At 60.3% G+C, this 21,108-nt stretch carries 12 protein-coding genes; 9 read left to right on the forward strand and 3 right to left on the reverse strand.

What is annotated here, in order from left to right; genetic code table 11:
* Positions 1-280 precede the first annotated feature (280 nt).
* On the reverse strand, positions 281-937 hold the full coding sequence (locus NKH90_RS11120) for a Crp/Fnr family transcriptional regulator (RefSeq protein ID WP_352819360.1): 657 nt from the start codon (positions 935-937) through the stop codon (positions 281-283).
* A gap of 392 nt (positions 938-1,329) precedes the next feature.
* Here NKH90_RS11120 and ligD point away from each other — a divergent pair, with 392 nt between their 5' ends.
* The 9 genes from ligD (at position 1,330) to NKH90_RS11165 (ending at position 13,742) form a co-directional block, all read left to right on the forward strand.
* Positions 1,330-3,945, forward strand: a complete 2,616-nt coding sequence (gene ligD, locus NKH90_RS11125) for a non-homologous end-joining DNA ligase (protein ID WP_352771874.1) — start codon at positions 1,330-1,332, stop codon at positions 3,943-3,945.
* Positions 3,946-5,026: 1,081 nt separating this feature from the next.
* Complete coding sequence (locus NKH90_RS11130; RefSeq protein ID WP_352771872.1) at positions 5,027-5,203, forward strand: hypothetical protein; 177 nt, start codon at positions 5,027-5,029, stop codon at positions 5,201-5,203.
* Between the two features lie 645 nt (positions 5,204-5,848).
* The gene (locus tag NKH90_RS11135) at positions 5,849-7,846 is read left to right on the forward strand and encodes a conjugal transfer protein TraG (protein WP_352819497.1); all 1,998 of its coding nucleotides are present in this window, start codon (positions 5,849-5,851) and stop codon (positions 7,844-7,846) included.
* Entirely contained in the window at positions 7,830-8,285 is a 456-nt protein-coding gene (locus NKH90_RS11140; protein WP_352470524.1) for a CopG family transcriptional regulator, read from the forward strand. Before NKH90_RS11135 ends, NKH90_RS11140 begins: the two co-directional genes overlap by 17 nt.
* A gap of 297 nt (positions 8,286-8,582) precedes the next feature.
* Positions 8,583-9,581 carry a LacI family DNA-binding transcriptional regulator gene (locus NKH90_RS11145; protein ID WP_352540063.1) on the forward strand — a complete coding sequence of 333 codons (999 nt, stop codon included), beginning with the start codon at positions 8,583-8,585 and terminating at the stop codon, positions 9,579-9,581.
* A complete protein-coding gene (locus NKH90_RS11150) occupies positions 9,578-11,095 on the forward strand; it encodes a sugar ABC transporter ATP-binding protein (RefSeq protein ID WP_352502908.1) in 1,518 nt (505 codons plus the stop codon). Before NKH90_RS11145 ends, NKH90_RS11150 begins: the two co-directional genes overlap by 4 nt.
* Complete coding sequence (locus tag NKH90_RS11155; protein ID WP_352502907.1) at positions 11,095-12,150, forward strand: ABC transporter permease; 1,056 nt, start codon at positions 11,095-11,097, stop codon at positions 12,148-12,150. Before NKH90_RS11150 ends, NKH90_RS11155 begins: the two co-directional genes overlap by 1 nt.
* A gap of 73 nt (positions 12,151-12,223) precedes the next feature.
* Entirely contained in the window at positions 12,224-13,213 is a 990-nt protein-coding gene (locus NKH90_RS11160) for a substrate-binding domain-containing protein (RefSeq protein ID WP_352819362.1), read from the forward strand.
* A gap of 382 nt (positions 13,214-13,595) precedes the next feature.
* Positions 13,596-13,742 (forward strand): hypothetical protein, encoded by a 147-nt coding sequence (locus NKH90_RS11165; protein ID WP_352819364.1) that lies wholly within the window; start codon positions 13,596-13,598, stop codon positions 13,740-13,742.
* A gap of 196 nt (positions 13,743-13,938) precedes the next feature.
* Here the strand turns inward: NKH90_RS11165 and NKH90_RS11170 are convergent, their stop codons facing one another.
* Together NKH90_RS11170 and NKH90_RS11175 are read right to left on the reverse strand one after the other, a co-directional pair.
* Positions 13,939-14,589 (reverse strand): hypothetical protein, encoded by a 651-nt coding sequence (locus NKH90_RS11170; RefSeq protein WP_352819366.1) that lies wholly within the window; start codon positions 14,587-14,589, stop codon positions 13,939-13,941.
* Between the two features lie 32 nt (positions 14,590-14,621).
* Positions 14,622-21,083 (reverse strand): RHS repeat-associated core domain-containing protein, encoded by a 6,462-nt coding sequence (locus NKH90_RS11175; RefSeq protein WP_352819367.1) that lies wholly within the window; start codon positions 21,081-21,083, stop codon positions 14,622-14,624.
* Between the last annotated feature and the right edge of the window lie 25 nt (positions 21,084-21,108).

Raw genomic sequence — 21,108 nt, forward strand, 5'->3', positions numbered from 1 at the left:
GCAGGGCTAGAGGAGAATGCCTGAAAGGGCGCAGCGCCGATATGGTATGGCCCAATGCTTTAGCTCGAGAACGCTCGGTCTACCGGGACTAGGTGGGCGCTTGCATATATTTCGGCAGTGCGCTGGTCCTCGCGACAGACCGTGTTGCGGTCGCGGCTGCCGTCGAGACATACGGGCCCTGCCAAGTATGCGGCGCACGACCAGTTGTCCGCAAACGTCCTCTCTCCTAACGGAAAACTTACTGATGGCCCATACGCTGCCGCTCGAACAGAGATACCCGTTACCTGAGATACTCTTTATCGAATCCGGCTGTTTCAACCAGCTTCTTGCGATTGATCACCTCTACATGGCCTGACTTGAAAGAGACGAGATCGGCCTTGCGAAGTTCCATTAATGTTCGGTTGACGTGAACGGTGGTCATTCCAAGAATGTCGGCAAGTTCATTTTGGGTGAGGGGACATTCATATCTTCCATGGGCCGACAGCCCAACTATGGAGAGCCTCTCCTCCAACTCGAGCAGGAAATGGGCCGTGCGCCTCATCGCGTTCCGCCGCCCGGTGTTCATAAGATGTTCGGCAAGGATGGCGTTCAGGCGGGCCAGGGAATAGGCGATCTTCTTGCCGAGGCGGCCGTCCGACGAGATCGCCTCTACCAGTTCCTTACTGGAAATTTCATAAACAGCTAGTTCGGTTATGGCCGCCAGTGACGCTAGACGGGGTCCGTCCGCAACACGAAAACCGACAATGTCCCCGCTAACAGGAGTGTCGATGATCTGCCGTTCTCCGTCCGGTAATCCATGGTAAAGGATGGCCCAACCCGATTTTACGATGAATATCTCACTGTTGTCGTCATCCTGGCGGCATATCACCGAATGGGGTTTGTAGATTTTTGCGGTAACACCGAGAAAATCGTCGTTCCCCCACTCGTTCTTCGACAATGTCTCCCCTATGGGATGAGAGCTTAAGAACTGCAATAATGTCTGCATGGAGTATCACGAGGTTGCTTCTATTTTCCATCACCTTCAATATAATCTCCATTATCCCCCAGATAATTTCGACAGAACGACCTCTCACCCTAAAGGCGGGCTGGCCCATTGTCCTCGTCTGTTTGAATGAGGTAAACTGCGTTTAGCTAGGAGTGCTGCAAGGGCGGTCAGCCTCCGAGTATCCACCATAAGGAGGAGTGCCTGCCGCGTGCTGCAATTGCGGGATCTTAGGCTACGCCCTTTGGCTCGCTTGTCCGGAATACCCACCTGCCGAAAGATGAGCCGTCGGGCAGCGTCCTTCGTGCGCACACCAGGGCCAAACCAAGCGGGAGGGCCGATCAACAATGCAGGTCTCTTTACCGGGCTTGCTGGTGTGCGCGGCTATTTTGGTCGTTGCCTACTATTCCAGGGGAATGCTGATCATAGGCCTGATAGCTTCCCAGGCGTTCGGCGCGACGGCCCTCATGACCCTGACCTTTTTAGGTGGATCATCTCCACTGATCTACACCATGTTTGCGGCCCTGCTCGTCATGGCGGTTACTGCAAGACGTCGCATCTGGTTCGACCTTGGCAGCGTATTCGGAAGCATCGGCCCTGTTTGGATTCTCACGAGCCTCATAGCGTACGCAATCATCGGAGCATGGCTGTTTCCAAGATTCTTCGCAGGACAGACCGCCGTCTTCGTACAGTCGAAAACCCGCGGCGCGGTCGTCGAAGCTTCTCTCGCGCCGGTTTCGGGCAACGTTTCCCAGACGGGCTACTTCATTCTTGGCGGGCTCACCGCCATCGCGCTTTGTGCGCTGCTGCTGCACTCCAACAGGATCCATCAGGTCCGCCGCGGCTTCTTTCTGTGGTGCGGTCTGCACACAGGCATGGGGCTGGTCGATTTCATTGGCAAGAACGCTGGGGCGGGAGATTTGCTCTCCCCAATCAGAACCGCGAACTACGCCCTTATAACGGAGGCGGTCGAGGCAGGGTTCGTTCGGATCACGGGACCTTTTTCGGAGGCCTCTTCCTTCGCTGGCGTTTCCCTCGCCTGCCTGGCATTCTGCTACACGTACTGGAGAAAGACTAAATCACGCCTTGCCCAGTGGCTGGCAGGCGTCTTGCTCTTCCTGACCGTTCTGTCGACATCATCGACCGCCTACGCTGGTCTGATTCTCCTGTGCATTCCGGTCGCCTTCTCGACGTTGCTTTCGGTCCTCAGGGGGAAGGTTCAGCGCGAGGAGATACTGATAACCGCGCTCATGGCCACAGGCGTGGTGACCATAATGGGCATCAGCCTCTACAACGCCGAGGTCCTAGAACCCTTCGTCAAGCTAATAAACGCCACCATTATCAACAAGGCGGATTCTGCCTCGGGCGAGGAGCGCACCTACTGGAACATCAAGAGCCTGCAGTCCTTCCTGGACACCAGCGGCCTTGGCATCGGTTTCGGTAGTTCGAGGGCATCGAGCTGGCCGATCGCAGTTCTGTCCCAGCTTGGCGTCTTCGGATCGCTCATGATGGCCATCATGCTCGGTGTCGTGGTCAGCGGAATGGGCCGGCTACGGAAATGGGTGGACCCAGAGACCAACGCTGTCGTGACGAGTGTCAGGAACGCTTCCCTCGCCAGCATAGTTGCCGGGTCAGTGTCAGGTGGCAGCGCCGATCCAGGCATCCTCTTCTTCACCGCATTTGCCGTCGTTGCCGCCGCGAGGACGCGTGCTCGGCGCACCATGGCAGCAAAACGATCAAACTGGCTACTGATCAAGCATAGCAATCAACATGCTCGCGACGGTGATGGCGAAGCGATCTCGGCGGAGGCCCCCGGCCGAACTATAGCGACGATGGGCGCGGGAGAGCGCGCAGGCGCAGGCACAAAACCTTTTGCGATGAGCGGCTTCGCAGCAGGCAGTGGCGGCGTCATGCGGGACAGTAACCCGGGCGCCCCCCGGGACAAGCGTGCTACCAAAAAAGCAAAGCCGTCCCAGCGCCAACGGAAAGCTGCCTCGCGCACTGCCAAGGCAAGAATGCCGGAGTTCATCGCCCCTCAAATGTGCGAGACCCTATCCCGACCCCCTGGTGGGCGCGATTGGGTCCACGAGATTAAGCTCGACGGCTATCGAATCCAACTGCGTGTTCAAGCCGGCGCCGTCACGCTGAAGACGCGCAAAGGTCTGGATTGGACCTATAAGTTTGCGGCAATTGCAAAAGAGGCGTCAAGCCTTCCCGATGTCATCATCGATGGCGAGATCGTGGCGCATGGCGAAAACCAAGCGCCCGATTTTTCCGCCCTACAGGCCGCTTTGTCGCAGCGGAGAACCAACGACCTTATCTTCTTTGCCTTTGACATGTTGTTCGATGACGCTGGCGATTTACGGCAAATGCCGCTCTGCGCCCGGAAGGAGCGCCTGAAACAGATGCTAAGCAATGTTCATCATGGGGAGGGCAGTCAGCTCGTCCGTTATGTGGAACACTTCGCAAATAGCGGTCATGCGGCCCTGCGGGTTGCGGGCATCATCTCGAAGAAGATCGATGCGGTGTACGTGTCGGGCAGAAGCGATGGCTGGGCGAAATCAAAATGTCGGTCTGGCCATGAAGTGATTATCGGGGGGTGGTCATCCACCAACGGTAAGTTTCGGTCGTTGTTGGTTGGCCTCAATCGCGGTGACCATTTCGCCTACATTGGCCGGGTAGGAACGGGCTACAGTAAGACGAAGGTCAAGCAGCTTCTCCCACGTCTAAAGGCTGCGAAGGCTAAGACGTCGCCCTTCACCGGCAATGGAGCCCCAAAAGAAGATCCGGCCGTATTTTGGACCAGACCGCAACTTGTAGCAGAAATCGAAATGGCGGGCTGGACACGCGGTGGCAATGTTAGGCAGGCTGCATTCAAAGGTTTGCGCGACGACGAGTCAGCAAAAGACCTGGGAGCCGAACGCCCCGCCTACGCCGGAACATCGAGGCGCCGAACCCTTTAAAAAAGGCAAGTAGTCCCTATGATTGCAGGGCCTGAGGGTCCGTCATCCGATATGCAACGGTACGAGGGTTAAGCCGGCTGGCCGGCACAGGGGCCTCATGCACTAGGAGAAGGGCCTCATGGAAGATACCTGATTTGTTGGTTTGGATATTCACAAACAGCGGATGTCGATTGCGGTGGCGGAGAGTGGACGCTCCGGATCTCATGAGATCCGGGTTCCGATGAACGGCTTTTCCGTGGTTCTGTTTGGGCGCTCCAAGTTGAGAGCGTACTCATTGCCCTCTATATTAAGTCCGCTATCAACACTTTGGCCTGCCTCAATCCGACGCCGGGAGTCCCCTGCGCGTTGAGGGAAGCGGCTATTCAATTGCGAAGTATCGGGCGGCCGCAGTTGGACCGCGCGGGGAAGGGATGATCCAGGAGCTCTTGCCTTCTGTTATCAGACCGGCTTCCTAGTTTGGCGGGGCGCCACCTTTGGGCTCGGCCAGCATTACGAGTCGGGCAGACATCGTTTGATGCTGTAAGTCACCGGGTTCGCCAACGCATCCGAGTAGCTGCGAAGAATCCGGCTGGGCTGACCACCACTTGCCCTTTGTCTTGGTTGCAAAGCAGCCAATTGGGCATCTATTCCTTGGCGATCATGTACAAAACGATCTCGCTGATGAAAGTGGTAGGCGGAAAAACAGGTTGCGAAACGCTAACCACCTGCGGTCGCATTAGTATGGCTTGGTCGTGGAACGCAAAGGCTGACCCGATTTCGTCCCGCGATGCGGATGCGACAATTAGAGATCAAGCAAAACGTCGCCATGTGGGCGGCTGCAGCACGCCAGGATGTAGCCTGCCGATTTGTCCTCCAAGGTCAGCCCGCCTAGAGGTCATCCATGGCGACTTCGCCGGACAGCTTGGCGATCCGGCTCTTCCGGTTCCGGTCAGGACTGACAATCCGGGCATGACCTACAGCTGGTGGTAATGCTGCTGACGTGCTGGTCGAGGAACATCTGGATCAATCTTTTTGCGTGCGCTGCGGAACAACTCTCCATTTCAAGGATTGAGGCGAACATGAGAAGGGACAACTCATCATCATGTTCGACGACAACGACGACCGTGCCCGCCGTACTGAGCGGGACACATCCGCAGCCCGTTACCTGGCCACAGAGACCGGCATCTCGGAGAACCAGGCGCGAGACCTCATCAATATGATCGGGTACGATCGCCCGTCGTTGCTGCGCGAGGCTCGCATAATGAAGAAGGTGCCTTAAGAGTCGCTCGCCGCCCTCTGTACATGGCCGGGATACAGGACGAGGAAGAACTTGTTTCGGCCTCCAAGCTACCAATGGGACGATAAGCGGCGGCCCCGCCACGGTGTATCGGACCGGAGCCCACCGCGAAGGGTGCGGCGGGCTTTTTCTTCGTTTGCGGGCGCGCGTTCCTCAATCCTAGAACACGTTGATCAACCGCAGAAAATAGCCACCGCAGCCGCGATCATCTTTCAAATTGCGGATCTTATGCGCGGCTGCACGTGATCAGGGCGTCGGCAGACAGTGCGATCGGGCGCAAGAGATCGAGCGGCTCTGGGCCGGACGTTCCATGTGCCAGGTCTATCAGACCCATTTCCATTCAAGGCGCAAGTGAGATGGTTGTGCAGATCTGCGATTTAGTAGATCTCCTTCACGGCCACCACAATGAGAACAGCCACGATTGTTCCAAGGTGGCCCAATGCCAACGACCCGACTCTGATCTCTCTGCCCAAAGTGAAATACTTTCCAAAGAAATCTCGGACCGAATTCTACAAGTCTTTCCATCTCAGAGTACGTCCTGCCGCTTTTGACAACTCCTTCCCCTTGCATATCTCGACACTCGGTCTTTCTTCGTGGTTCGGGTCATTCAGATCGGAGAAACAACAAGTGCCGGCAACCAAGATTTTGTGGGGACAGGTCCTCACCGCCTTTCTGATCGTCGTCGCGACAACATGGGGAGCAACACAGTGGACGGCATGGCGGCTCGGCTTTCAAAGCCAACTCGGTCCGCCGTGGTTCGAATTGGCTGGACACCCCATTTATCCCCCGCCAGCCTTTTTCTGGTGGTGGTTTTTCTACGACGCCTACGCGCCGAAGGTCTTCCTGGAGGGCGCGGCGATTGCGGCGAGCGGAAGCCTCATGGCTATCGTCGCAGCGATCGGGATGTCGCTGTGGCGGGGGCGCGAGGCAAAGGACACCACGACTTACGGCTCGGCGCGCTGGGCGAGGCGAGACGAAATCAAGGCCGCTGGGATGATCGGTCAGGATGGGGTGATCCTGGGTATGTTGGGCCGACACTATCTGCGCCACGACGGTCCCGAACACGTGATGTGTGTTGCGCCGACGCGAAGCGGCAAGGGTGTTGGCTTGGTCGTGCCGTCACTACTGACCTGGCCGGGTTCGGCAATCGTCCACGACATCAAAGGCGAAAACTGGGAACTGACGGCCGGATGGCGGGCCCGTTTCGGCCAGGTGCTTCTGTTCGATCCGACCAATGCTGGATCAGCAGCCTACAATCCTCTGCTGGAGGTGCGACGGGGCGAGTGGGAAGTTCGAGATGTGCAGAACGTGGCGGATGTCCTGGTCGACCCAGAAGGCACATTGGAACGCCGCAACCACTGGGAGAAGACCAGCCATGCGTTGCTGGTCGGCGCTATACTGCACGTGCTCTATGCGGAGAAAGACAAGACCCTTGCCGGCGTGGCGAACTTCCTTTCCGATCCAGAGCGGCCAATCGAGGCAACGTTGCGCGCCATGATGCTGACGCGGCATTTGGGTGATGCAGGCCCGCATCCCGTCGTGGCGTCGGCTGCTCGGGAACTGCTTAATAAGTCCGAGAACGAGCGTTCCGGCGTGCTCTCGACGGCCATGAGTTTTCTGGGCCTCTACCGCGATCCAGTTGTGGCCAAGGTGACGTCATGCTGTGATTGGCGGATCGCAGACCTTGTCGAGGAGGCACGGCCGACGACGCTTTATCTGGTCGTGCCGCCATCGGACATCAGTCGCACAAAGCCGCTGATCCGACTCGTGCTTAACCAGATCGGCCGCAGGCTCGCCGAAGATCTTCACGCGAAGGATCACCGGCAGCGTCTTTTGATGCTGCTGGACGAGTTTCCCGCGCTCGGCAGGCTCGATTTCTTCGAAAGCGCGCTGGCCTTCATGGCCGGGTATGGCATCAAGTCGTTCCTGATTGCACAATCGCTCAATCAGATCGAGAGGGCCTACGGACCGAACAATTCCATCCTCGACAATTGTCATGTGCGGGTGAGCTTCGCCACGAATGACGAGAGGACGGCCAAGCGCGTCTCAGACTCTCTGGGGACCGCGACCGAGTTGCGCGCCATGAAGAACTATGCGGGGCACAGATTGTCGCCCTGGCTCGGGCATCTGATGGTGTCGCGGCAGGAAACGGCGCGTGCACTGATGACGCCGGGCGAGATCATGCAGCTGCCGCCGACCGAGGCGATCATTATGATCTCGGGCCAGTTCCCAGTCCGTGCGAAGAAGGCACGCTACTTTGCCGACCCGCGTCTTGCCGAGCGCGTGTTGCCGCCACCAAGGACCGGAGGGACAACGCAGAACGCTCGCCCTGACGACTGGACCGACACGACACTTCTTGCTGGGCCGGAAGGCAAATCTCGCAAGCTGAGGCTTGCCAGGGATCAGCAGGACGAGGATCCGGCCAATGGCGGCATTCGCCGCCAGCCCGAGCTTCCCGAACACGAAGACATCGCGCCGGAACGAACGCCACGCTGCGACGATGAGTTCGACCTCGACAGGGACGAGCCCGATGATGACGCCGTTCGTCGCCGCAGTGTCGATCAAGCCATGAGACGCGCAGCTCGTCAGGCCGCCCTTGACCCCAATGATGGCATTGAGCTTTGAGCGCATGAAGAACGCCAAGAAAAGACGTCTGTCTGCCTATCTCGACCCTGACATAATGAGGGCACTGGCGGATTACGCTGGGCGGCGCGAGGTCTCGCTGTCACTGGTCGCCGAGGCTGCGCTCGCGTCGTTCCTGTCGCCGGACGCCGAAGAACGAAAGCAAGCGGCGATCACTCGCCGCCTCGACCAGATCGATCGACGCGTGCAGCGGGTCGAGCGTGACGTCGGAATTGCTATTGAGACGCTAGCATTGTTCGTCCGGTTTTGGCTCAACTCGACTCCAGCCTTGCCGGAATCGGCGCAAGCGGAGGCGCGCGCCAAGGGCTTGCAGCGCTACGACAATTTCGTCGATGCGCTCGGTCGCCGGCTCAGCAAAGGACCAAGGCTCAGGCAGGAAATAGCCGACGATGTCCCGCCAGTGCCGCCAGCGAGCCGATAAGGCGCGTGACGCCAGATTGAAGCGTCTCTCGGGACCGTGATCTTGCCGACGGGTTGGTATCTGCTCGCGCACCGTTCCTAAACGTGCCCACAAAGTTCGGGTGGTGAGCGAGCGGACGTCGTACGTCTGCTTTGCTCCATTCCAGACAACATTAGTCTAATCAGATCAAAACGACGATCGAATCGATTGCGCAAACGTTTCGATGGCACTATGGTTATTGTATCCGCCAGGACAGAGCGGGTTTAAAGCGCAACATCAGGGAGGAGCGCTTGCGTGCAGCACTCCGTTTGAGCCGCAATGGCAACGATGGTTGAGGTAGCCCGTCGTGCCGGGGTGTCGGTCTCAACGGTGTCACATGTGATCAACCGCACGCGCTTTGTCTCGCCTGCGAAATCGAGAGCCATTAACGAAGCGATTGCTTTGCTTGGATATCAGCCCAATGGGCTGGCGCGTTCCCTCAAGGTCGCTTCAACCAACAGCGTCGGCTTGGCGATTTCGGCGATCTCGAACCCGTATTTCACTGACATCATCTGTGCCGTGGAAGCGGAATGCGCGCGTCTTGGCCTCATGGTTTTCCTTTCCGACACGCAGGACGATCCTGATCGGGAGCTTGCGGTCGTTCGCGCCTTCCATCAACGACGTGTTGACGGCGTTATTTTGGCGCCCTCGGGTGCCCCAGAGCGAGCCACCAATTACCTTGCCGAGAAAATGGTTCCCTGCGTTCTGATCGACCGGTTTGCCGACGAACGATTTGACCAGATCGGCGTTGAGAACCAATCTGCGATGCGCGCTCTTATCGACCACGTCGCATCCTTCGGCCATCAGCGGATTGGGTTCATTGCAGGGCAGCCGGGCCTTGCTACGACTCGCGAACGTATCGATGCGTTCAAGTCAGCTTTGATGGCTAACGGACTTGCCTACGTGTCGGAATATCTGCAGCCAGGGAACGTCGACACGGCGAGCGCTACGGCGTCGACCCGCGCGATGTTGTCGTTGCCTTCGCCGCCTACGGCCTTGGTCACCGGCAACAATATGGCGACGATCGGAGCGGTCCGAGCGGTTCGCGAAAAAGGTCTCGAAATACCTCGGGATCTTTCACTTGTCGGCTTTGACGACTTCGAATGGGCCGATTGTTTTGAGCCGCAACTGACCCTTATTGCGCAGCCTTGCGCCGAAATCGGGCGGCAGGCCGCATCGCTGCTTAGCGCCCGAATTGCATCAACGGATACAGAGCCCCGCTCGGTGCGGCTTCAGGCGACGCTGCATGCCCGTCAATCCTGCGGGAGGCCGGCATGAGCGCGCCGCTTCTATCGGTGACTGGGGCCGTGAAACGCTTCGGCGGCGTTCAGGCACTACGCGGTGTCGATTTTGATCTCAAGCCAGGCGAGATCCACGCCCTGCTGGGCGAGAACGGCGCCGGCAAATCGACATTGATGAATCTGCTGTCGGGAGTTTACGCACCCGACGAAGGTACAATCCAGATTGACGGCAAGCCGGTGCGATTCAACAACCCGCGCGAGGCGCAGACGGCCGGAATTGCGACCATTTTTCAGGAGCTTGATCTCGTTCCAACGCTCGATGTGGCGTCAAACCTCTTCCTTGGCCGCGAATTGATGCGCTCGGGCGGACTGCTCGATGTGGCGGGGATGCGCCGCGAAGCTCGCAAGCGTCTGGAAGCTATCGAACTGGCTATCGATCCCGCCGGGCTAGTCGGCGACCTCTCGATAGGGCAACGCCAGGTCGTTGCCATCGTCAAAGCGTTGTCCTATGCGACGCGGGTCCTGATCATGGACGAGCCGACGGCGGCCCTAACGGTGGGCGAGGTCGAGAGGCTGTTCGACATCATGCGCAAGCTCGCCGCCAGTGGCGTCGGCATCGTCTATATCTCCCACCGTCTGGAGGAAGTGCCGCAGATCGCGGACCGGGTGACGGTGATGCGGGACGGACGTGTAGCCGGCATCACCGATCCGCACACACCGCAGGCCGAACTGGTGCGGCTGCTCGTCGGGCGCCCACTGGACGAACTCTATCCCCAGCGCACCACGGCCGTCGGCCGGGCTCTGCTCAGCCTGCGCAATGCCAGCTTCCGGCTAGCGCGCGAAAGCGCCGGCTGGCAGGCCCCGACAGGGCTTTCACTCGAGGTGCATGAAGGCGAGATCGTCGGGCTGGCCGGCATCATGGGGGCAGGGCGCACCGAGCTCCTGAGCGCGCTTTACGGCACCGGCCTTTCCGGCCAATGGGAGGGCGGCGTGGTCATTTCCGGCCGTCCGATCAAGCTTGATTCGATCAGAGCCGCGCGCCTTGCCGGCATCGCCTTCGTCACCGACGACCGCCGTGGCAGTGGCCTAATGCTGAGGATGGCCGTTGGCCTCAACCTCGTCATGTCGGTGATCCGGCGAATATCGCCGGGCGGACTGATGTCACCGGGCCGCCAGGCCGAGGCGGTGAAACAATCGTTCGGCCAGTTCGACATTCGGCCGAAGAATCCCGACATCGCGGTCGGCGCGCTGTCCGGCGGCAACCAGCAGAAGGTGGTGCTGGCCAAGGAGATACTTGGCAATCCCCGGCTCTTGCTGCTCGACGAGCCGACGCGCGGCGTCGATGTCGGCGCCAAGGGCGAGATCTATCAGCGGCTGCGGCAGTTGGCTGCACAAGGCCTGGGCATCCTAGTTGCCTCCAGCGAAATGCCGGAGCTGATTGGCCTGTGCGACCGCATCGTGGTGCTGCGCCAGGGGCGCAATGTAGCGGAATTCACCGGTGGCGTTGACGAGCACACCGTGATGGCAGCGGCAAATGGCAGGGAGGCGTGATGTCCGAACAGAAGATTTCGGTTGCGAGCGGTCCGGTGCTAGCCGCACCGGCCGCAAAGCATCGCGATCCACTCGCGCTGATCGTGCGCTTCCAAAGCTTGATCGGCCTGGTGCTGGTGGCGATCGGCGGCGTCATCTTCTCGCCCAGGCGCCATGGCGAGATACTGTTCCTTGCGCCCGACAACATGGCCAACATCGTGCGCGCCGTGTCGGAGACCGGCATTATCGCCATCGGCATGACCTTCGTCATTATCACCGCCGGCATCGACCTTTCGGTGGGGGCAGTGCTTGGTCTCTCCAGCGTCGTCACCGCGACGATGATGATCTCCGGCGGCTTCGGGCTTATCCCGACCATTCTCGCGGTGCTGGTAATGGGCACCGTCTTCGGCGTGATCCAGGGCACCATTTCCAGCCGCTTTCGGCTTGAGCCGTTCATCGTCACGCTCGCCGGCCTGCAGGCGGCGCGGGGTCTCGCGCTGGTCGTTTCCGGCAACCAGTACATTAATATTTCCTATGGCGAGGGGCCCGGCCTGGCGCCACCTGTCTTCGCGGTACTGGGCGAGCGCCTGTTCAACAACACAGTGCCGGTGGCGACCATCGTCTTCATCGTCTTCGCCGCTATTGCTACCCTGGTACTGAATACCACGCGCTTCGGCCGCTATGTCTTTGCCGTCGGCGGCAACGAGCGAGCGGCGCGCATTTCGGGCGTTCCTGTCTCTATGGTCAAGATCTCGGTCTATGCCATTACCGGATTTGCCGCCGCCCTTGCCGGCGTCGTGCATGCGGGTCAGTTCAACTTCGGCAGCGCCAATGACGGTATGGGCTATGAGCTCACGGCCATCGCGGCCGTGGTCATCGGCGGCACCAGCCTGTTCGGCGGCGCCGGCTCGATGGTCGGCACCGTTGCCGGCACCATCATGCTCGGCGCGCTCGCCAACATCCTTCAGCTCAACAACATTACCCCCGCCATGCAGCTGCTCGCGACCGCCGCGATCATCGTTGTGGCGGCAGTGCTTCAATCCCTCGTTCGCCGCCGCGAGGGTTTGGGACGATAGGAGGCCGGCGGCAGCATTTGGAAGACCATGAAACCAAGGTCTGGCCATAGGCCCGACGAGGAGGAGAGCAAGCATGACAACGATGGAAAAAGGATCGAGGTGCGCCCTGCAGGTCGCCTTTCTGGCAGGCTCTTGCCTGTGCATGGCGGGTGCTGCCCAAGCGGCCGACCCGATGGTCAAGGCCTGCGCCAAGGACGGCCAGTTCATCATCGGCTTTTCGCAGGCGAACAATGCCGAGCCCTACCGCCAGCATGTCAATGACGAGCTGACCGCGGCGGTCAAGGATGTGCCGCAGTTCACGCTGCAGATCGCCGACGGCGCCGGCAACGTCAACACGCAGACCTCGCAGGTGGACAACTTCATAACCCAGAAAGTTGATCTGCTGTTGATCTCGCCCTTCGAGGCAGCACCCATAACCCCGGCGGTGAAGCGCGCGATGGATGCCGGCATTCCCGTCATCGAACTAGACCGCAAAACGGTAGGCGACCCCGGCAAGGACTACACCGCCTTCATCGGCGGCGACAATTACAAGATCGCGCTCGAAGCGGGCAAGTACACCGCAAAGACCCTGCTCCCGGAAGGCGGCGAGGCGGCGGTGCTTGAAGGGCTGCCGAGTTCGACGCCAGCGGTGGAGCGGCTCAACGGCTTCAAGGACGGTGTGAAGGAGAATGCCAAAATCCAAGTGGTGGCCGAGCAGGCCGCCGACTGGGTGCCCGACAAAGCTCAGACCGCCTTTTCCGCCATGCTGCAAGCGCACCCGGACATCAAGGTGCTCTATGCCTCGAACGACATGATGGCGGCGGGTGCGCTGCTCGCAGCCAAGGGCGCGGGCAAGCAGGTCAAGATCATCGGCACTGATGGCCTGCCGGGTCCGGCCGGCGGCATCGAGGCCGTGGCCAAGGGCGACTGGGCGGCAACCTTCACCTACCCGACCGGCGCCAAGGAAGCGATCGAGATGTCGAAAAAGATCCTGCTTGAGTGTGCTTCGTCGGTGGAGCCGACGGTGACGGTGGACACGACCGCGATCACGCCGGAAAATGCCAAGCAGATGACGGGAAACTGAGGGCAGGGCCGACAGCAGAGTTGATACGACAAGGCCCGGGAGTGGGCCTTGTTGTTTTTGTGAGCGAGCCGGCGTGGTCGTCGTCGGTCAAAACTCCGGCTAGAAAAATCCCGGCGGTCGAAGGACGGCACGCAGTTGAGCGCGTAGGCGGCATCAGCCCGTCTCGCCGCGATTTCAGCTGGATCTTGCAAGCAGCCTTGTCACGGGCTCGTTTCCATTTGGTTGGCGCCAGGCACTCGCGGAAAGCGCGAAAAGCGCCTCTATTCCGGGTTAAACCAGTGACGCCGATGACCGCCACCGTCACCGCCGCCGCCCTCTCGAGAAAAACTTCGGCGCTTATGAAGATACCTCCGTCCGCAATCCGGTCGTCATCGCACGCACCGTGCTGCTGGCCTACGAGGTTTTTGTCCGGCTGTTGAAGCGCGACAGGCGGGTCGAGCTGATAGCGGAGCTCAACAAGGACGATATCGCTGCGGTCGAAGTCTCCGCATGGAGCCCAGTCTCGACCATCTCACGACGAGCTCTCTGAGCCAAAACCAAAGTCCAAGGTCGCACAGGTCTTCCGATATTCCTATCTCTGGCATTGGCACACCGGGAGGGCGCGGAGAAGGCGACAAGGACCGGCCCCGCCTGGTGCTGGCGCTGGTCGGCCCCACAAAGCACGTGGACAATACAAGTCTAGCGTTTCGTCGGCGCCAGGTGTTGCTTGCTACCTCGCGGCTGGCCTACCGCAGGTCCAGCTGCAACAGCCCGCTATAATCCTCCGTCGCCAGGAAGAAGCCCTCGTCGATCGCCTTGGCTCTGAAAGCGGGATCGTCGCCGAGGTTGCGAAATTCCGGCTTCAATGTGCCTGATGCATCGAAGTAGCGATCTCGAAAGGTCGCCCGGTCAAGCCCGGCATAGTCTTTACCCTGACCTGCGACCGTGCAGGATTTCAGTTCGGTTTGGTCGGCAGCGTCCGCCGGGAAACTCTTGCTTGCGAAATCCATGGGACCGATGCCTGGAGCAATGCTGCGGGGGAATTGCGTGACGCACCGCTTCGTCGCGTCACCCGCAGCGATCGTCAGATCGAAATAGGGAGGCCTCAGCCCCTTGGTCGCGAGGTAGGCAAAGGCACGAATGCGATTGGCTGCCTTCAACGTATCAAGGTCGGTCGTCTCCAGAATGCCGCCATCGATGGTGAGCTTTCCCGACCCGCCAAGTGCGGCAATTTGCTTCTGCAGCCAGTCTGCGTCACGATCGATCCAGGTCAGGAAATCGAGTGGCATCGCTTGCGGCTCCTTCATCTGCGGGTTCATGGATTGAGCGAGGGCCGCCGCAGTGATGAGCATCGCCAGCCCGGCCAGCGCTGCCGTAGAGAGAGGGAAGTTACGCATGTCATGCCTCCGTCCTTCTGCGTTGCCGCGAATCAGTTGTAGTGGTTGCGCGGCTTGATACCGAGCATGTCGCGCAATTGGTTCTCCGTTATGTCGTCAGGCCGCGGCGTTCCGCCGACACCGACGGTCCGCGCTTCCTCGTCCATGGAGGTATGTGGCTTTCCATCAAGCCCGTTGTAGGTGGCTGGACCCATGCCGGAAATCTGTCCCGCCTGGATGTGGGAGGCGTGGATCTGCTCATGGGCGAGCACGATGCCAGGATCGGCCGGGTTTGTCGCGACAGTGCCGGTCGATTTGTCGAACTCGCTCGACGTGCGGATACGGGCTGCCGCCGGATCGTAAGAGATGACCGCCCCTCCCGGTGTCGTCGTCGGATCCTTCGTATGATCGGCGAGATCGGTTCCGGTGCGGCCGGCCACGTTCTGGATCGTCACCGTTTCTGGGCTGTCGACAATCCTCTTGGTGAGTTCGCGCCCTGTATCCATCCCGGTACCGGGTACGAAGAAGTCCTTGACGTCGAGCCAGGCCCCGTGGAGCCAGCTTTGCGAAACTTCGCCAGTCTTGCTGTCGACTCGGGCAGTCGGGTCTGTGCGTTGGATATCCTCCTCAACTTGCCGCCGATAGGCGGCATCGCCGGCCACGATCTCCTTGAGACCTGTCGGGTCGATATAGGCCATCGGATTATTGTTGGCATAGGCGAAGAGATTGCATGATGTGGGGTTGCCGGTGCAGCGCTCAGGATCGCCGACATACAGCGGGTCGGGTGACACGAAGCGGCCAAGGGCCGGATCGTAGTAGCGGGCACCGAAGTAGTAGAGCCCGGTATCGTCGTCGAGATATTTGCCGGTGAACCGATGGTGGGTTTTTTCGCGCGGCAACTCGCCCGAAATGTCTGTCAAGTGATCGGCCCAGGCAGGAGCCAGTACTTCTGGCTTGTGCTCGGTTCCGTATGCCCGATAGAGCATTTGCTCGACCGGGGCGCCGCCCGAGGCGATCACATAGTCGCTGCTCTCGATATGATCCTTGAGGTAATAGAACCATTTACCGGTGCCGTGCTCGAGCCGCACCAACTTGGTCGAGGCAATGTTGACATAGCTCTCTTCGCCCTTTGGGCCGACCTCGAATGTCTCCACTGGATAGAGATAAAGCTGGTCTGGCTTCGATCCGTCCGGAGCGACAATCTTCTTGTATAGGCGTCGACCGGTCTGGTCGTAGCCGTAGAAGACGTCGTTGGTCGCGGTTTGCGCTCGGATGAGCCGGCCGTTGATGTCAAAGACAGTGCCGGTAAGGTTCGGCGACGTCGCCAGCTGGCCGAAGCCATCGAAACCATATGGCTTGGACGCGCTGCCGGTCGGAATGAGGCCGGTCGCGCTGGCTGCCGCCGGGACAATCCGTGCTCCGGGATCGAGCTCGTCATTGCGGGCGAAGGTGCCGGCAGGCGAATAGCCGAATTCGGCATGCTTGCCATAGCGATCGATACTCACGAGCTCGTTCTTGAAGTCATAGTGAAAGGTGCCGGAACGGTCGACATGGGTCGCGCCGCCGGCGCCACTGCCCAGCGCATCGACGATCTGTGTGATGGAGCCGTTCGAGTTGAAAGCCATGGTCAAGTCCTGCAGCGGAACGCCTCCCGCTTGCGAGACGATATGCGTCAGGAACAGCGTCGTCGGATCGTAGGTCATCTGCGTGAAGGCGCCGAGCCGGTAGTTGACGCGCTCGACCCGTCCTTCCGGATTGTACGTGATGTTCTCGATCACTTTCTGCGGGGCGGCGAAGTCCGGATGGGATACCGTCACGGAGCGGAGATTCTTGTCCGGTCCAAGCGCGAATTTCGACGTCAGGCCGCGTGGGCCGATCGATGAATCGATCCGGCCATCAAGCGTGTGATGGAAGCGATCGGCATACTTTGCGTGGTTGATCTCCACCTCGTTGGCGGTCATGCGGCCGTTCGCGTTGTAGGCGTAGCGTTCGGCCGCATCGAACAGGCCGTTGGGATCGTGGATGATGACCTCGGTTATTTTATCGAGCGGCAACGCGATCGGCACTTCGAACCCGGCCGCAGAGGCTATCTCGACGCCCCGGTCGTAGCGGTATTCGAGATGGAGGACACCGTCGTCAACCTCTGTGAGCTTGCGGTTAAGGAAGTCGTAGGTGGACGTCTGCACGGAAGCTTCGCCGTTCACGCCGACGCGCGCGATCGCTGATTGCCGCCCGCGCGCGTCGTAGAAGGCGTACCGGTCGCCCATTCCGGGGATCGACTGGAATTCGATGTCGCCGACCGAATTGTAGATCAACCGTCGAGGCGCAGTTTCGCCCGGCAGCCAAATCTCGCTCAAATAGCCGAAGGAATCGCGCACGAAGCGGGAAATTTGCATCACGCCGTCGCCATTGGCGGCGATGAAGCCGGTCACCCCGTTCTCGTTGCTGAGCGAATATTCCTCGCTCCGCACCGTACCGTCGAACTGATCGGCATAGGTCGTTATTGTGTGCGTGCCCCAAGGCCCGAAGGTCATCTCGGAAACCTTGCCCGACGGGTAAGACTCACGCACCATGCGGCCCGTTGCGTCGTAGGTATATGTGTTGCCGATTTCGTGATCCGGACGCGGAACGTCGCCCAGCTCGAAGACCTTCTGCAGGTTCAGATCGTCGATACCGCCGAAGCTCCTGACGACGAATGGGGTCCAGCGGAAGACCAGTTTCTCGTTGCGATTGTAGAGCGCGAAGTTGCGGACCCGCACGCCCCCCTCGGCAACGCTTTCCAGGTCGGCGATCTGGTTGCCGCGGGCGTTGTAGGCGGCGAGCTCGGCAATGAATTCGCTCTCGCTTTCCGGAGTTTGGGCAGCGCTTGCGTAACGGCGCTTCGATGTCAAGATCAGTGAGGGCAGGCCGCTCTCGCCGATCTTGTAGCTGTAGAATTTCTCCGCACCGTCGGCTGCCACCTCATGGATCCTACGGCCGAGCGCGTCATAGTCGTTGGTGACGACCATGCCGAGGGGAGTCGTCATCGTTCGCACAGCTCCGGCCCGTGGCCCGTCGTAGGTCATTGACGTGATCTGGTTGAGCTCAGGCGCACCACCCGCCATCTTGGTGTGGCTCATCGGCAAGGTGCCGGTCTCTTCGTAGAGAACGGCCTCTGTCTGCCCAAGGTCGTCCGACAGCGCGGTGGTGTTGCCGAAGACGTCATAGCCCATTCTCTTGGTGAGGGTGCGGGTGGCGTTGCGGAACTGCTCGAGCGACGCCGGCAAGTTGCTGAGGCCGGAAAAGACTTCGAGTGTCCGGGTGCCCATGCGACCGCCCGCGTCGGCTAGATAGGTGAAGCTTTCACGGCTGAGCAGTCGCGTTCCGGTTAGGATACGGCGCTCGGATGCGGCGTTGACAATGCCGAGCGCGGCGAGATCGGCACGCGACTGCGCATACCCGGTCTGGGTGGTGCGGCTAAAGCCCTGAATGGTCAAATCCGCGGGTCCCGGGATATCGCGAACCTGCACAGTTTCCGAGGCGGGCATATTGAATTCGTCGAAATCGGCATACGTCTGGACCTTCACCGGGTCCTTACATTCGGGATCGGCCGGGTCCTGCTGTTCGGCGTCGCCGGCGGAACCGGTCAGCGTCTCCTTGACCTTTCTGAGATAGGACGAGCCGTCGCCACGCGAAAACGTCTCCCACACCGACGACTCGCACTTCAACATCATCCCGGTCGTCGGCAGCTTCTGGGTGCGCGTGGCGGTCGACAGCGAGTGCAGCGCCGCCGCCGACGGATCGAGCGTCTCGGTCGTCTCCGCGCTCGCGACGAGCGTCGCCTCGGGCTTCACTTCATAGGTCTTGCGGATCTTCAGTTTGCCGGCGAGGTTCAGGTCAGCCGCCGTTTCCGCGAAGGTGTAATACTGTTCGCGATCGAGGCTTGAGCGCTGCGTGACCCGCTGGCCGGCCGCGTTCTCGTCGCCGTACGCGATCCTCTCGACGTCCGAGAAGCCGATAAAACGGCGATTGATCACATCGTAAAATGGATTGTGGTAGAAATATTCGTCCGTCTGCACTTGGGCGCGAACCTGGCCGGGTATGCCCTGCGACGTGACGAGTTGCTTGGCAACGACAACGGGAAAATGCAGGTTGCGCGTCGGCTGGCCGTTGGCGCGGTCGCGCAGCATCTCGTCGATCGAAGTCGCATAGCGAATGTCGTGCCGGCGGCCGGAATCGAAGTCGACGACCGTGAGCAGGTTGGCCTTGACCAACTGCACCGTGTCGGTGCGATTGAAGTCAATCACGACGACGGGCTTCACCTCGTCGCCGGACGGCTTCTGGAACACGATGATTTCGCTCTGGCCGTCGCCGTCGATGTCTGCGACGCGCGAAGCGAAGGTCTGCGTCGACGCGCCAAGTTGAACCCGCAGATTGAGCGCGATGCTGAGCGGATCCTTCAGGTAGGTCCCGTCGCCGAAGCCGAGCCAGACGCGCATCTGGTCGGTGCGCTCGCCCATCGACGCGAAATCGATGATGCCGTCGCCGTTGGCGTCGATGTACCACATTGTGGCGAGATTATCGCCGGGCTGCATGCCGCCAATCTTCGAGAAGCTGCCGTGACCGCAGACCGGATCGTTGATCGCGACGTCGCCAAACAGCAGCGCATTCGGGTCCTTCGAGAACATGTTGCCCTGGTTCTCATAGAGGCAGAAGCCCTGATCAGCCGGACGGATGACGACGAGATCGGGCAGCCGGTCGCCATTGATGTCAACCATCCGCACATTGTTGCGGCCGAGTATCTGGCCGTCCTGACTGTTGAATGGGAACGCTTTGGTAAGCGCTCCGAAATTGACGCTGTAACCCCCGTCGGCCTGGCGCCGGGTGAGATTGAGAAATATCCGCCATTCCGTGCGGCCATCAGCATTGAGGCGCGTCGTGATGATGTCGGACAGGCTGTCCATATTAACGTCGGCGAAGCGGCCGTTGCCGCCCGCGAATGTCGTCGGCGAGACGCCGGGCAGCGGGATCGAGCGGCCGAGATAAGGGAAGGTCCCGTCGGCCTTGCCATCATAGACGTGCATCAGCCCGTCTTCGATTTCGACGATATCGACGAAGCTGTCGCCAAGGATATCGGCAAAAGCGAAGCGATTGTCGGTGAGCCGGGGGGCGATCTGGCGCATTAGTCCAGCCTCGGTCGGACGCGACAGCACGAGTTGGCTGGTGTCGCCAAAGGCGCTGTTCAGGTCGCCGCTTCCGAGATGCACTGTCGCGCCGTCATCCTTGGTCTGCACGATGTCGACCAGTGCATCCATGTTGAGGTCGGCCAATTCGAAATTCTGCGGCGGGATGTCGCCGGCGAACGCCATTTTCGGCGCTTCGAACACCACGGGGCGCGACGCCAGTTCGGCGCTTGTCCACGATGAATAGCCGAAATGGATGTCCGGGAACTTCAGCGTCGATTGCGCCAGCGCCTCGCCGCCGGTGTCACCATACCGGTAGAGCACGCGAAGCTGGTCGAGCACATTGACCGACTGCGCGTCGATGAGCGGCGTGAGGTCGGCCTGAGCCTTCGCCAGGCAGTCCGGATGCGCCCGGACGACGAACTTCGACGTGTCACTGGTATCACGGCCGACATATCCCATGCACCATTGGGCGTAGACGGTGTCTTTGAACTTGGCCGTCACCTTGCCGTAGAGCCGGGCGTTCTCCTGTTTGCTGCCATTGGTGTGGCTTACGAGCGTCGATTGCGTCTCGATCAGCTCGAACTGATAGCTGCTCTGACCGCCGGCGAAGCTGGCCTTTGTCAGGTAGCTGCGTCCACCGAAACGCTGGTACTCGTAGCGGATGGCTTCGCGGTTGGCATTGAGCTGCAGCACCAGCGGCCATTTCGTGACGTAGGGCGCGGCTACATCGAAATTGCCCTCCGCCACGGAGGAATCGCCGCTGAAGATCAGCCGTGTTCCGTTGGCGTTGATCACCTCGAAACCGGAGGAGATGGTGTCGGTGTGTAGGCCGCCCGTCAGGTCGAGCGAAAGGACGTCGAACGCGCCAGTGTGGTAGAGGATCTTGACGAAATCCTCGGCATATTCGGGCTTGTACTCCCAGACGCCGTTCTGGTTGCCGAGGAAGATAAGTCGCGCGCCCATATACGACAGGCGGGAGAAGAAATCGCCGCCTGGCTTGGTGCCGGGCACGGCCGTGCCGAGATCGTCATTGACGGCGATCGCCTGGGTATTGAACTGCCAGCCGATACCGAGCCCGTTGCCGGTATCGCCCGCGAACTGGCTGTAGGTGAGGCTCAGTTGCGGCCCGAACTGGCCGCGCGTCGGCAGGGTGGGTAGCGGCACGGTGAAGTTCGCCGATCCCGTATTGTTGTTCAGCGTGAAGCTGCCTTCCTCCTGCGTGACAGTGCCGCCCGCAGCGGGCAACTGCACAATCGACGTCGCAGATTTGTCTTCGGCGCGGGCCGGTGAGCCGAGTACTGCGGCGCCAGCGGCCAGGGCTGCGAGGGCGGTAAGGGTCTTTGTGAACATGGGACTACCTCTCCGGATGCAGGCA

Source organism: Mesorhizobium sp. M0898, assembly GCF_040319695.1.
Taxonomy (GTDB): Bacteria; Pseudomonadota; Alphaproteobacteria; order Rhizobiales; family Rhizobiaceae; genus Mesorhizobium.